The organism is Arthrobacter sp. N199823 (assembly GCF_002929705.1).
In the GTDB taxonomy this organism is placed as follows: Bacteria; Actinomycetota; Actinomycetes; order Actinomycetales; family Micrococcaceae; genus Specibacter.
On record NZ_PJIN01000001.1, the window covers coordinates 366,064 to 379,065 of the forward strand.

The following is a 13,002-nucleotide window of genomic DNA, read 5'->3' on the forward strand; positions in this document are numbered from 1 at the left end:
ATGAGCACTGACATGCTCGACGGCGGCTGGGAGCCTTTGCGCCTAGCCGCCACCGCGGCACTGGCTCACGCCTACGCCCCGTATTCGAACTATCCCGTGGGAGCTGCGGCCCGGCTGGCAGATGGCAGCATTGTCTCCGGGTGCAACGTGGAAAATGCCAGCTTTGGGCTGACCTTGTGCGCAGAATGCACCATGGTTGGTGCTGCCCGCATGAATGGCGGTGGACTCATCACTGAGTTCTACTGTGTTGACGGCAAGGGCGAAATCCTCATGCCCTGCGGGCGCTGCCGGCAGTTGCTTTTTGAATTCAGCACGGCGACTACGCGCATCATGACGTCCTCGGGAGCTAAAACCATGGATGCCATCCTGCCCGACGCCTTTGGCCCAGATCACTTGAAGGAGCCGTCATGACTTCGCTTGGAACGTTCGCCGCCGTTGACATCATTGCCACCAAGCGTGACGGCGGCAAACTTACCCCGGAACAAATCGTCTGGACCATTGCGGCGTACACCCGCGGTGACATAGCCGAAGAACAAATGGCCGCCCTGAACATGGCCATTTTCCTCAATGGCATGGACCGCGAGGAGATCTCGCAGTGGACAGCTGCCATGATCGCCTCGGGGGAGCGGTTGGACTTTTCGGCGCTCCGCTCGGCCGCCGGTGCCGTGATGCCAACCACTGACAAGCATTCAACGGGCGGTGTAGGGGACAAGATCACCTTGCCGCTCTCCCCACTCGTGGCAGTTTTTGGCGCAGCTGTGCCACAACTGTCTGGTCGGGGCTTGGGGCACACCGGCGGCACCTTGGACAAGCTCGAATCGATCCCGGGCTGGCGCGCCGATGTTACCGCCGAGGCCATGATGCGCCAGCTCTCCGATGTGGGTGCGGTGATCTGCGCTGCTGGCGGAAATCTGGCTCCGGCAGATAAGAAACTCTACGCACTGCGTGATGTGACAGGAACGGTTGAGTGCATCCCGCTGATTGCCTCCTCCATCATGAGTAAGAAGATTGCTGAGGGCACAGCGGCACTTGTCCTGGATGTGAAGGTGGGCAGCGGTGCGTTCATGAAGACTGTGGAACGGGCCCGTGAACTGGCCCAAACCATGGTAGCGCTGGGCATCGATGCCGGCGTCAAAACAGTGGCCCTACTGACTGACATGTCCACACCGTTGGGTCTGACCGCCGGTAACGCCATTGAAGTTGAAGAGTCGCTGGAGGTGCTCGCCGGCGGCGGTCCCGAAGATGTGGTGGAACTGACTGTGAAGCTGGCCGAAGAAATGCTGGAGGCTGCCGGTATTCGCGGTGCCGATCCGGCGGCTGCGCTCAAGGACGGGCGAGCCATGGATGTATGGCGCCGCATGATTCGCGCCCAAGGCGGGGACCCCGACGCCGCGCTGCCCAAGGCGCGGGAATCCGAGGTCATTTTGGCACCTGCCGACGGCGTGTTGGTGGGCCTGGACGCCATGGCTGTGGGAGTTGCAGCCTGGCGGCTCGGTGCTGGGCGGGCGCGCAAGGAAGATGCCGTGCAAGCCGGGGCCGGAGTGCGCATGCACGCGAAGCCCGGTGCCATGGTGCGCGCTGGAGAGCCGCTCATGACGCTGCTCACCGACACCCCAGAGAAGTTCGCCGGAGCAAGGGAAGCGCTGGAGGGTGCCGTTACTATTGCCCCCGAGGGATCGCGCCCGGCAAACCAGCTCATCATCGACCGCATCGCCTAGGCAACGCGGCATCACTTTCCGGCGGTTTTTGCCTGACGCCGCACCACTTTCCGGCGGTTTTTCACAACGCTCCATCAGCGATTGGGGTGTTTCCCGGACGCACCTGCGCTGAGTCACTACGGCGCTGACATACTCAGCGGGAGGCTTCCTTACCCATTGCGCATTGCCAATTGCGCAAGGAGGCCTCCCGCCGTCGTGCTTGGGAATTGTTATCCGCAGGCAGACATGGGTCCAAAGGAGTACAAAACGCCCTGAGAATATCCTCCGATGGGTGGATACCATGGCGACTTAAGCGTGGGAAACTTTAGGAAGACAACCACCACAGAAGAGGAAAAATCCACGGTGGACTTCCTGCACCTCATTGATCAGATCAACGTCATGATTGAACACTCCGCTGCCCAGTGGTGGGTCATTCCCATGGTGGCTCTGTTCTGTCTGATTGACGGTTTCTTCCTTTTCCTGCCCAGCGAAACAGCCATTGTGGCACTGGCGTCGATTGCCTCCCGGAACGGCTATCCCAACATCTGGCTGCTGATCCTTGGCGCGTCCATAGGCGCCATCATTGGTGACAACATTGCCTACTGGATGGGTCGCAAACTCGGGGTTCAGCGCTTCGCCTGGATGCGCCGCCCCCGCATTGCCAAAGCTTTTGCTTGGGCTGGGATGGAATTGGACAAGCGCGGAGCGGTCTTGATCTTCACTGCTCGGTACGTCCCCGTGGGCCGGATTGCTGTCAATTTCACAGCTGGCGCCACCTCGTTTCCGTGGCGGAGTTTTGTGGTCTTGGACGGCATTGCTGTGGTGACGTGGGCCAGTTATTCGGTGGCTGTGGGCACATTTGCCGGGCGCTGGGTGCACGATAATCCGCTGCTGGGGGTCGGTATTGCCATTGCGTTTGCCATTGTGATCGGCATCCTCGTGGACCATGCCCTGAAACTCGTGCACCGGTATTTCGATCGTCGAGGGCACAAGAGGGGTTCCGCTGGCACAACGCCAAGCGAGCCAACGGCGCCAGCTGAAGCAAGTCCTCCGGTTGCCCAGGAGCCGGGTGCTGTGGAGTCGGGCGCTGTGGAGCCAAATAGCCCTGAAGCTCCCGACGTCGGAGAAGGTGACGGACACGCTGTGGTGGGTGCCGCCGTCGTCCATCACTGTGGTGGAAAGGGCAGTGGGAAGGGCGGCGTCAAAATTGCTGCCGCGTCCCCAAACGACGCTGTGGGTGCCGGATTTCACCAGCCCTGAGCCGCGCCCAACTAGCGCCGGGCCAAGCTCATCCATAGAGTGGGGATTGTGACTAACTCAACTTCAGAACACGCAGGCATTTCCATTCCGGTTGTGGACCTTAAATCATTGCCCAAAGTGTCCCTGCATGATCACCTTGACGGTGGTCTGCGCCCCGAAACCATCATTGAGTTGGCAGCGCAGGCTGGGCACACGCTGCCGGCCACCGACCCCACGGAACTGGCTAGTTGGTTCCTGGAATCGGCCAACTCCGGCTCACTTGAGCGCTACCTTGAAACCTTCGACCACACCATCGCCGTCATGCAGACGCACGATGCGCTGGTCCGGGTCGCCAAGGAATTCGTCGAAGATCTCGCCGAAGACGGTGTGGTTTACGGCGAGGTGCGGTGGGCTCCCGAGCAGCACCTGAACGCCGGACTCTCACTGGATGAGGCTGTTGAAGCCGTCCAGGAAGGCCTGGAAGAGGGCATGGATTCGGTGGATGAAGCGGGCGGCTACATTGAGGTGGGCCAGATCGTCACGGCCATGCGTCACGCCGATCGCGGCTCCGAAATTGCCCAGCTGGCCGTGCGTCACCGCGACAACGGCGTGGTGGGCTTTGACATTGCCGGCGCCGAGGACGGCTTCCTGCCCTCCCGCTTCACCGAAGCTTTCACCTACCTGGCAGAGAACAATTTCCCGGCCACCGTCCATGCCGGTGAAGGCGCCGGCCTGGAGAGCATCCAGGACGCGTTGGTGCATGGCCGCGCGCTGCGCTTGGGCCACGGCGTGCGCATCGCCGAGGACATCCACCTTGATGTGGAGGAGGTCGACGGGAACGACGTCGGCACCCTCACCTTGGGCGATCTGGCGCAGTGGGTGCGTGACCGCCAGATTCCGCTCGAGCTGTGCCCGTCCTCGAACTTGCAGACCGGAGCCATTGCGGCGTTTGGCACCACCATTGCCGAACACCCCATCGATCTGCTGCACCAGCTGGGCTTCAACGTCACAGTCAATACGGACAACCGTTTGATGAGCGGTGTGACGTTGACGGGCGAATTCGGGCTCTTGGTGGAGACGTTCGGCTACGGTTTGGACACAGTGCTGGAGCTGACGCTGAACGCCGTTCATGCATCGTTCCTGCCCATCGAGTCCCGCGAACAGCTGGCCGACTTCATCGTTGAGAGCTTCGAGGACGCCATGGAAGAAATCGACGCATTCGAGGACTCCGAGGATTTTGAAACCTTCGATGCCGCGGATCTGGACGAATCCGATCTGGAAGAATCGGACCTGGACGAATCCGCTGCGGACGAAGACGGACTTGACCGCTAATTCTGTGCCGGAAATCAATGGGCGGGCCAGCTCCACAACCGTGGAGTTGGCCCGCCTTGTTGATGTAGTGGGAGCCCTCCGGGAGCATTGCCCGTGGACGGCGGCACTCACCCATGAATCCCTCATCAGCTATCTGGTGGAGGAATCGCATGAGTTTATTGAAGCGTTGGAAACCGGAAGCTCGGCGCAGATTTCCGGCGAGCTGGGCGACATTCTCCTGCAAGTGGTGCTGCACGCCCGCCTGGCTCAGGAAGCCGGCGAGTTCGATTTGGCCGATGTGGCTCGCGGCTTGAGTGAAAAAATGATCCGACGAAGCCCCCACGTTTTCCACCCCGATGGCACCTTGCAGGAGAGTTTCCCGGCCACGCTGGCCGAAATTGAGGAGACCTGGGAACGCGTCAAGGCACAGGAACGGGCTGGCGGAGACTCGGCTGAGGCTGGATCTGGATCTGCTTATGTTTCTGGAGGAGCAGCGGGACCGTTTGCGGGGATTCCCCGGACACTGCCGGCCCTGGCCATGGCGCAGAAATCGGTGGAACGGGCTCGCAGGGCTGGCTTCGATGTGCAGGAACCCGAAGGAATCTTGCCCAGCCCCATCGAATCGGAAGAGGAGCTCGGGAAGGTGTTGTTCGACGTCGTACGCGGTGCCCACGAACGTGGCTTAGACGCCGAGCGTGCATTGCGGCTAGCGGTACAGAACTTTCAGGCACTCCACGGCCGATGACAGTCTGCTTGGCGGCAGCTCACTGTCGCCGACGCTGAACTGCTAGGCTTTCCATAGGGTTATATCGAGAAAATGAGGGGCGGCACTGATGACTACAGCACATTGGGCCCACGCTCCTGCGGAAAGTGGGGTGGCCTTGATGGCCTGCTTCGCGACCGCCACTGCTCCCTGACGCGCCCGGCCCCAAACCGCCCGCATCCGGTGAGCCACCTCAAAACACCATCCCTGTGCCGTCACGAACTGCACGCCTGAAAAGGCAACACCCCTTACCTGAGGACTCTTTGCTGTGGAAAAAATCTCCGAAAAACAAATTCGTTCATGCTTCGTCAATGCCAGCCGTTCCGAGGCCGCCAAGCTAACATTGCCAGCCAATTTTGCTGATCTGGACTGGCAGCAGTTGGACTCCCTTGGCTGGAGCGATCCCAAAATGCCCATGCGTGGCTACCTCATTACGCAGACCGCCGATGGCTTGGTGGGCATCATGCTCCGAGCCCCGGAAGGTGGCAGCGGCCAAAAGCGCAGAGTGCTGTGCGAGTTGTGCCGTGACGTCTACTCCGAGGAAGACGTGTACCTGTGGGTGAGCAAGCGGGCCGGTCAGTCGGGCCGGGACGGGAACTCGGTGGGGACGCTGATTTGTGCGCAGTTCCTGTGCTCAGCCAACGTCAGGAAGGAACCAGCAGCCAACGAGATCGAGCCGGACCCGTCCGCCGTCGTCCAACGTCAGATTCAGGGCCTGCAGGAAAGAACCGAAAAGTTCATGGTTCGAGTTAGGGGATAGTGGTTGGGGTCGGCGTCGCTTCAGTGAAACCTCGCCTCGCGTGATGGTCCTCAAGCGATGCCCTGACGCGAGGCCCCTGACCCCATTCGTTATACGCCCTTGGCGGGGTGGTTTCATTTTCATGAAACCACCCCGCCAAGGGTGGCCTACTCGGTCTCTACCTTCGGATTTCGCCTCCGGGCCGCTAGTCGGCGAGCAAGGTGTAAATGGCCCGTCGCGCGGTATCCAAGGCTTCGGTGGCCGCCTTGACTTGTTCCTCGTTGCCGGCCATGGAGATTTGTTCCACCGCTCCGACGAGCTTGCTCAGGCCAAGCCGTAAGTCAGTTCCGGCTCCGGCTTCCTCGTTCACATCGGCCCAGACCTGTGCCATTTCGGCGGCGTTCTCGGCGACGTAGCTCTTGCCGGCCTCAGTCAAGACGAACTCGGTGCGCTTGCCGTCTCCGGTGGACTCGATGAGGCCCTCGGACTGTAGAGCGGCCAATGCGGGGTAGATAGAGCCAGGGCTCGGACGCCAGGCACCGTCGGTATGTGCAGCGATGGCCCCGATCATGCCGTAACCGTTGTAGCTGTGCTGACTCAAAAGGGACAGAATGGCGCTGCGGACGTTGCCTTTACGGACTCGCCCGCCACCGCGAGGGCCGAAGCCGCCACGGCCGGCGCCGCGGGGACCGAAGCCGCCGCCGCTGCCGCCGCCGCGGGGACCGAAGCCGCCACGGGGGCCACCGCCCCGCGGACCGAAGCCGCCGCGAGAGCTACCTCCGTCGTGAGCACCATGCGGGCCGTTCTCGCCGCGTCCTGCACTGCGGGATTCTTCGTCGGGACCGAATCCCGGCCCGCCGCTCTGCGGACCGGAACCGGCGTGACCGCCACCGCCACGGGGACCGAAGCCGCCGCGTCCGCCTCGGCCGCGACCTTGGTCTCCGGGGAAACCTTCACGCGGTTCCGTGAACTCTCCGTCGCCGCTTGGGGGAGTCGGCTCGGTGTGGCGTCGTGACCGGTGGCCGCGCCGCGGATCGTTCGGATGATCATTGTCTTCTTGGGGGAAATTGAAGGTTTTCATTGTTACTTGCCTGTTCTAAAAAAGTTGTAAGAGTGTGGGCTGCTGGCGGCGGCAATCGTAGATGATCGGCCCTCGAGCCCGATGGCGGAAGTACCTAGAGACTGTCCACTGAACGCATATGCTCTTCGCTGTACGAGAGTCTTTCTTCCCATTGCGATACTTAACGATATATCGCTATATTCTCGGTTGCAAGGGTTTTCTGAAAAAATGTCCAAGGTGCCCCAGCAAGGTGTCCGCAGCCGTGATCTTCGCCGAATAGGCGGCAATTCCAGGCGTGTCACTGCCCGCAGCTCTGGGCTCCGCTGGACAGGTATCCGGGCAGCTATCTGGGTCCGTCGAAACCGCGCGTCTGCTTCGTGCAAGAAGGCGCGCGAGACAGCTAAGGGCGTAGCAATGAGTGCCCCATCACCTGTTCGGTTACCATTGAGACGACAGCGTGGTCGACAAGTACTCTACAAAGCTGACTATTAGGAGCAATACGTGGCACTTATTGAAGCCATTCATGCACGCGAAATTTTGGATTCCCGCGGAAACCCGACCGTTGAGGTCGAAGTTCTGCTGACCGATGGTGCCATGGGCCGCGCAGGCGTTCCCTCTGGTGCATCCACCGGTGCCTTCGAGGCAGTGGAACTCCGCGACGGAGATAAGAACCGTTACCAGGGCAAGGGTGTCCTGCAGGCAGTCGAGGCTGTTCTGGAAGTTATTGCCCCCGAGATTGAGGGCCTGGACGCAACCGACCAGCGTCTGATCGACTCCGTCATGCTGGAACTGGACGGCACCCCGAACAAGGCCAAGCTTGGCGCCAACGCCATCTTGGGTGTTTCCTTGGCTGTGGCTAGCGCTGCTGCTGAATCCGCTGGCCTGCCGTTGTACCGCTACCTCGGTGGCCCCAACGCACACGTTCTGCCGGTGCCGCTGATGAACATCCTCAACGGTGGTTCACACGCTGACTCCGACGTTGACATTCAGGAATTCATGGTTGTGCCGCTCGGTGCTTCCACGTTCTCTGAAGGCCTGCGCTGGGGCGTTGAGGTTTACCACAACCTCAAGGCTGTTCTGCAGGAAAAGGGCCTCTCCACTGGCCTGGGCGACGAGGGTGGCTTCGCGCCGAACCTGCCGTCCAACCGTGCAGCTCTTGACCTGATCCTGGAAGCCATCACGCGCGCCGGCTACAAGCCCGGCACCGACATTGGCCTGGCCCTGGATGTTGCTTCCTCCGAGTTCTACAAGGAAGGTGCTTACCAGTTCGAAGGCAAGGCCCTTTCTGCAGCCGAGATGAGCGCTTACTACGCTGAGCTCGTTGCAGACTACCCGCTCGTTTCCATCGAGGATCCCCTGGATGAAGATGACTGGGAAGGCTGGAAGACCTTGACCGACACCATCGGTGACAAGGTTCAGATTGTTGGCGATGACCTCTTCGTCACCAACCCTGAGCGTCTGTCCCGCGGCATCGAAGCGGCTACTGCCAACTCGCTGCTCGTGAAGGTCAACCAGATCGGTTCCTTGACCGAGACCCTGGATGCCGTGTCCATGGCACAGCGTGCCGGTTACACCACCATCACCTCACACCGTTCAGGCGAGACCGAAGACACCACCATTGCTGACATCTGCGTTGCTACCAACGCCGGTCAGATCAAGACTGGCGCTCCGGCCCGTTCCGAGCGCGTTGCCAAGTACAACCAGCTGCTGCGCATCGAAGAAGAGCTCGACGACGCTGCACGCTACGCAGGCCGCAGCGCGTTCCCGCGTTTCAAGGGCTAAATAGCAGCGATGGCCGCGGAGGCTGGCTAAGGTGGAGTTCACACCCAGCCAGCTTCCGCGGCTTTGCCGTTTAAGCTCGAAGTTACGCTTGGCGTTGAGCTCGAAAATCACTGGAGTGAGGGAGCGTTCGCCAAAACAGCCCCATATGTGAGGGAGCGTTGGGTGAAAAGCTGCCATAAGTGATGGAGCGTTTGTTGACGGAGCCGGGGACCTGCCGGCCGAAGTACTTAGGAGAAGCATGGCCACACGACGGCCCTCAGTGCCTAAAGCACAGTTCACTTCCGGCCTCAGCGGTGCCCAAGAAGCAGCGCCCGTTGAAGCCATCCCAACAAACCCAAAAAACTTGCCGGCATCCGGTTCAGGAGATCGGTCAGCCACTCAGAAGGGTGCCGAAAAGGGGGAGCGTAAGCTGGCCAGCGACGCCCAAAGCCGCAGTCGCCAAGACGGCGTGGTTCACGCCAGTGGCAACAGTCCTGTCCCGGCCCGTTCCTTCTCAGGCCGACTCTTGGTGATGGCGCTGACCATGGGTGTTGCCACCGTCCTGTTGGCACCGAACGTGCACACCTTCCTGACCCAGCGGACCGAGATCTCCCAACTACAAGACGATATTTCCGCCCGGCAAGCCCAGCAGGAAGCCTATGCGGCAGAAATAAAACGCTGGGACGATCCTGCCTACATCAAGCAGCAGGCCCGCGACCGCGTGAGCATGCTCATGCCAGGCGAGACCGGCTATTGGGTGTATGGCGCCAACGGCACCGAGACCATTAAAGATTCCGTGGACGCCGCCAAGGCCGCCGCAGCACAAGCCACAACAGCCAAGAAAGCTACGGAAATTACCACCGAACCGTGGGTTGATGGACTCTGGGATGCTGTGAAAAAGTCAGCACAAGTTCAGGTGCCCGCGGCGGCGGTGCCCGACAAGCCCGCCACCACACCAGCACCAAGCCCGTCAACTGCTCCTTGATCCGCAATCCGGGTCTGGACTGAGGAACTGATATTTGGCCGCCGCAGGGCACGCTAAAATAGCAGCTTGGACCTTGGCCGCAGCAGACCAAGGCATGAAAAAGCTCCAAAAAAGCTTGACAACAGTTCTACGAAAGGCCCGCCCGTGCCCGAAACCACCAGTTCCGCCTTGAACGGGCGCATTCCTTCGCAGCACGATCTTGATACCCTCAGCCGTCAGCTCCACCGGCCCGTGCGCGACGTGGTAGAGATACCTGCCCGTTGCGTCTGCGGAAACCCCTTGGTGGCCGCCACGGCACCTCGCCTGAGCAATGGGATTCCGTTCCCCACCACTTTTTACCTCACTCACCCCATCCTGACCGCGGCAGCGTCGCGGCTGGAAGCAGCCGGTCTCATGAACGAAATGAGCGAGCGCCTGGAGACTGACACTGAGCTGGCTGCCGCTTACCAGAAGGCGCATGAAAGCTACATTGCAGCCCGTGAGGCCATCGGCGAACGGGCCGGAACAGGCCCCGTCCCGGAAATCGCCGGTATCTCCGCCGGCGGCATGCCCACCCGTGTGAAGTGCCTGCATGTGCTCATTGGTCATGCCTTGGCGGAAGGCCCTGGCGTGAATCCATTGGGCGATGAAGCCCTTGCTGGAGTGGCCCAGTGGTGGACGGCCGAGACCTGCTTCTGTGCTGGGGCCTGGGACGATCAAGCGCCTGTTCCCAACAAGGACCTGAGTCGCCATGTAAAGAATCTGAACCAGAACCTCAACCCTAGCTAGGGTGCGAACTAGCGCCAGAACTAGTATCGGCGCTTAGCCGCACCACCTCTTAACCTCCCTCGAAAGGCAACAGAATGCGCGTTGCGGCCATTGACTGCGGTACCAACTCCATCCGCCTGCTCATTGCAGATGTGACCGAGCAGCCAAACGGTGGACAGTCCCTGACTGATGTGCATCGTGAAATGCGGGTGGTCCGGCTGGGCCAGGACGTGGATGTCACAGGCATGCTGGCTCCCGAGGCGCTGGAGCGTACTTTTGCCGCCGTCGATGCCTATGCAGCCATTATTGCCGCCAACGATGTTCAGCGGGTGCGGTTCGTAGCGACCAGTGCCACCCGCGATGCCAGCAACAGGGATGACTTTGTTGCCGGAATCAAGGACCGCCTAGGGTTGGAACCAGAAGTGGTCAGTGGCGCCCAAGAAGCGGAGCTATCCTTTTCAGGCGCCGTGAGCGTCCTGCCGGACCTAGGCCAGAAGCGGGTATTGGTTGTTGACTTAGGTGGCGGCAGTACCGAGTTCGTGATTGGGGATGGCAGCGGAGTCTTGCATGCTCTAAGCACCAACATGGGTTGTGTGCGTTTCACTGAAAGGTACCTGCAGTCCGATCCGCCCACAGCCGACCAGATTGCCTCGGCCGAGGCTGCCGTTGCGGAAAAATTGGATGAGGTCCTCGCGACAGTGCCTCTTGGCGACGTCGCAGAAGTGGTGGGCGTGGCCGGCTCCATCACCACCATCACGGCCCACGCCCTCGGGTTGGTGAGCTACCAGAGCGAGGCGATTCATGCCGCCGTCGTACCTCTTGAAAAAGTTGCTGCTGCGGCTTCCTCATTACTGTCCATGACGCGGGCCCAACGCGGCGAACTTGGCTTCATGCATCCGGGCCGTGTGGACGTCATTGGCGCCGGTGCACTGATCTGGCGGACTGTGCTGCGCAAGGTAGCGCAGCTCAGTGATGGACGCGTGGAATCGGTAACCACCAGTGAACACGATATTCTTGACGGAATTGCCCTGGGCGCAGCCCGAAACTAGCAGTACCTCCTACGGAAACGAGCATTCATGCAGTTAGCCCCACGGTTACGTCGCACCGCAGCCGCGCTGATGACGATTGTCGTGGCCGGTTCTCTGGCTGTGGTAGGCGCCACTCCGGCGTCGGCCGATGATATTCGCAACCGAGAGTACTGGCTGGAGCAGTCCGGCATTGTGAAGGCTTGGGATGTTTCGCAGGGTGAGGGCGTGAAAATTGCCATCATTGACAGCGGCATTGATGCCGATCACAAGGATCTCAAGGGTGCTGTGGTGGGCGGGATCGACATGTCTGGCTCCGGTGATGATGACGGCACCAAAGGCATTGGCGCCGAACCTGAGCACGGAACTCTGGTCGCCACGATGCTGGCGGGCCGTGGCCACGCCGCCAGCACTCCGACCCCCACAGCCACAAGCAAGGCGACGCCTAAAAGCACTGCCAAGCCCAAACCCGTTGTGGGCGCGGGGCCGGACGGCGTCATTGGCGTTGCCCCCAAGGCTGAACTTCTCAGTATTTCCGTCTGGTTGGGTAGCGAAAACCCCTCCGGCAAGAACATTGACGATCAGATTCCATCCGCAGTGACATGGGCCGTGGATCAGGGCGCCAAGGTCATCAACATGTCTCTGGGCAGTACGTCCACGGCCTGGCCGCAGAGCTGGGACGACGCTTTTGCCTATGCCGAAGCCAATGATGTGGTCATTGTCGCCGCGGCGGGCAACCGGAAAACCGGAAGCGAACAAGTGGGGGCCCCGGCCACCATTCCCGGCATCCTGGCGGTTGGTGGCTTAGGCAAGGATGGCACGGCGAGCGTTGACTCCTCTTCTCAGGGCATCAGCATTGGTGTCAGCGCACCGGCCGAAGACTTGGCCGGCGGACTGCCCAATGGTGGCTATGCCAGCTGGAGCGGAAGCAGTGGTGCGGCGCCGATCGTCTCCGGCGTTGCAGCTCTGATTCGCGCCAAGTACCCGGATATGAGTGCCGCTCAGGTCATCAACCGGATTATTTCCACTGCCAAGCCCAAGGGTGGAGGTGTTCCCAATGCCATTTACGGGTATGGAGTTCTTGATGCTGAGGCCGCCCTGACCAAGGATGTTCCTGAGGTCACCGAAAACCCGCTGGGCAGTATCTCTGAGTGGATCAGGGTGCACCGCCGTGGTGCAGTTGTCCCGCCCACCAAAAATGGCGCCCCCGCGACCATCGTTCCCCAACCGAAACCGACGCTGACCGATGTGAGCCCGCCGGTTGCGCTGAAGGCCGCGCAGCTCGATAGCGCGCTGCCACGGGGCCTGGTGTTAGGCGCTGGCGGACTCTTGGTCCTCATCCTTGCGCTGGGCAGCGGTCACTTGTTGGTGACACGTCGCCGCGTGCGTGCGGCGGATGCTCTCGGCGCCGTAGGGCCGGAAATCGGCGCTGGGACTGGCACCGGAACCGGAACCGGAACCGGCGCCGGAACCGGCGCTGCGGGGCCTGATGCGGGGAAGAACACCGAGTCTGGAGTACCGCAGAGCGGGCCAGTGGCAGCAGCAGAGAGCGGATCGGCGGGGGAGCCGGGATCCAAGACGGAACCCAACACCGAACCCAAGCCGGGACCCGCGGATCCCTCGCCGAACATGAGGCAAGGCCACAAGCACAAGCACTAGTGCCGCCGTCGTTCTT

At 61.2% G+C, this 13,002-nt stretch carries 13 protein-coding genes; 12 read left to right on the forward strand and 1 reads right to left on the reverse strand.

The genetic code is table 11. From position 1 onward, the window contains the following. From CXQ93_RS01615 to CXQ93_RS01640, 6 genes are all read left to right on the forward strand, one after another. On the forward strand, positions 1-411 hold the full coding sequence (locus CXQ93_RS01615; protein ID WP_104108733.1) for a cytidine deaminase: 411 nt from the start codon (positions 1-3) through the stop codon (positions 409-411). Continuing rightward, entirely contained in the window at positions 408-1,718 is a 1,311-nt protein-coding gene (locus CXQ93_RS01620; protein WP_104108734.1) for a thymidine phosphorylase, read from the forward strand. The genes CXQ93_RS01615 and CXQ93_RS01620 overlap by 4 nt, the downstream gene beginning before the upstream one ends. Before the next feature lie 294 nt (positions 1,719-2,012). Continuing rightward, positions 2,013-2,957: a DedA family protein gene (locus CXQ93_RS01625; RefSeq protein WP_258068517.1), complete on the forward strand. Its 945-nt coding sequence runs from the start codon at positions 2,013-2,015 to the stop codon at positions 2,955-2,957. A 48-nt stretch (positions 2,958-3,005) separates the two neighbouring features. Beyond that, complete coding sequence (locus tag CXQ93_RS01630; RefSeq protein WP_258068518.1) at positions 3,006-4,268, forward strand: adenosine deaminase; 1,263 nt, start codon at positions 3,006-3,008, stop codon at positions 4,266-4,268. Beyond that, a complete protein-coding gene (locus CXQ93_RS01635) occupies positions 4,258-4,992 on the forward strand; it encodes a MazG nucleotide pyrophosphohydrolase domain-containing protein (protein ID WP_308470597.1) in 735 nt (244 codons plus the stop codon). Before CXQ93_RS01630 ends, CXQ93_RS01635 begins: the two co-directional genes overlap by 11 nt. 286 nt (positions 4,993-5,278) lie before the next feature. Further along, entirely contained in the window at positions 5,279-5,770 is a 492-nt protein-coding gene (locus CXQ93_RS01640; RefSeq protein ID WP_104108737.1) for an FBP domain-containing protein, read from the forward strand. Between the two features lie 184 nt (positions 5,771-5,954). Here the strand turns inward: CXQ93_RS01640 and CXQ93_RS20985 are convergent, their stop codons facing one another. Then, entirely contained in the window at positions 5,955-6,350 is a 396-nt protein-coding gene (locus CXQ93_RS20985; protein ID WP_258068519.1) for a PadR family transcriptional regulator, read from the reverse strand. Between CXQ93_RS20985 and CXQ93_RS20990 the strand changes: the two genes are divergently transcribed. From CXQ93_RS20990 to CXQ93_RS01670, 6 genes are all read left to right on the forward strand, one after another. Beyond that, positions 6,339-6,764, forward strand: coding sequence for a hypothetical protein (locus CXQ93_RS20990; RefSeq protein ID WP_258068520.1), 426 nt, complete (start codon positions 6,339-6,341; stop codon positions 6,762-6,764). The two genes, CXQ93_RS20985 and CXQ93_RS20990, sit on opposite strands and share 12 nt — an antisense overlap. Positions 6,765-7,310: 546 nt before the next feature. Beyond that, the gene (gene eno / locus CXQ93_RS01650; RefSeq protein WP_104108739.1) at positions 7,311-8,591 is read left to right on the forward strand and encodes a phosphopyruvate hydratase; all 1,281 of its coding nucleotides are present in this window, start codon (positions 7,311-7,313) and stop codon (positions 8,589-8,591) included. Positions 8,592-8,829: 238 nt separating this feature from the next. Further along, positions 8,830-9,555 carry a septum formation initiator family protein gene (locus CXQ93_RS01655; protein ID WP_104108740.1) on the forward strand — a complete coding sequence of 242 codons (726 nt, stop codon included), beginning with the start codon at positions 8,830-8,832 and terminating at the stop codon, positions 9,553-9,555. Positions 9,556-9,699: 144 nt separating this feature from the next. Continuing rightward, entirely contained in the window at positions 9,700-10,323 is a 624-nt protein-coding gene (locus CXQ93_RS01660) for a DUF501 domain-containing protein (protein ID WP_104108741.1), read from the forward strand. A gap of 74 nt (positions 10,324-10,397) precedes the next feature. Further along, positions 10,398-11,351, forward strand: coding sequence for a Ppx/GppA phosphatase family protein (locus CXQ93_RS01665; RefSeq protein WP_104108742.1), 954 nt, complete (start codon positions 10,398-10,400; stop codon positions 11,349-11,351). 27 nt (positions 11,352-11,378) lie between these two features. Then, positions 11,379-12,986: a S8 family serine peptidase gene (locus tag CXQ93_RS01670; protein WP_258068521.1), complete on the forward strand. Its 1,608-nt coding sequence runs from the start codon at positions 11,379-11,381 to the stop codon at positions 12,984-12,986. The last annotated feature ends 16 nt before the right edge of the window (positions 12,987-13,002 follow it).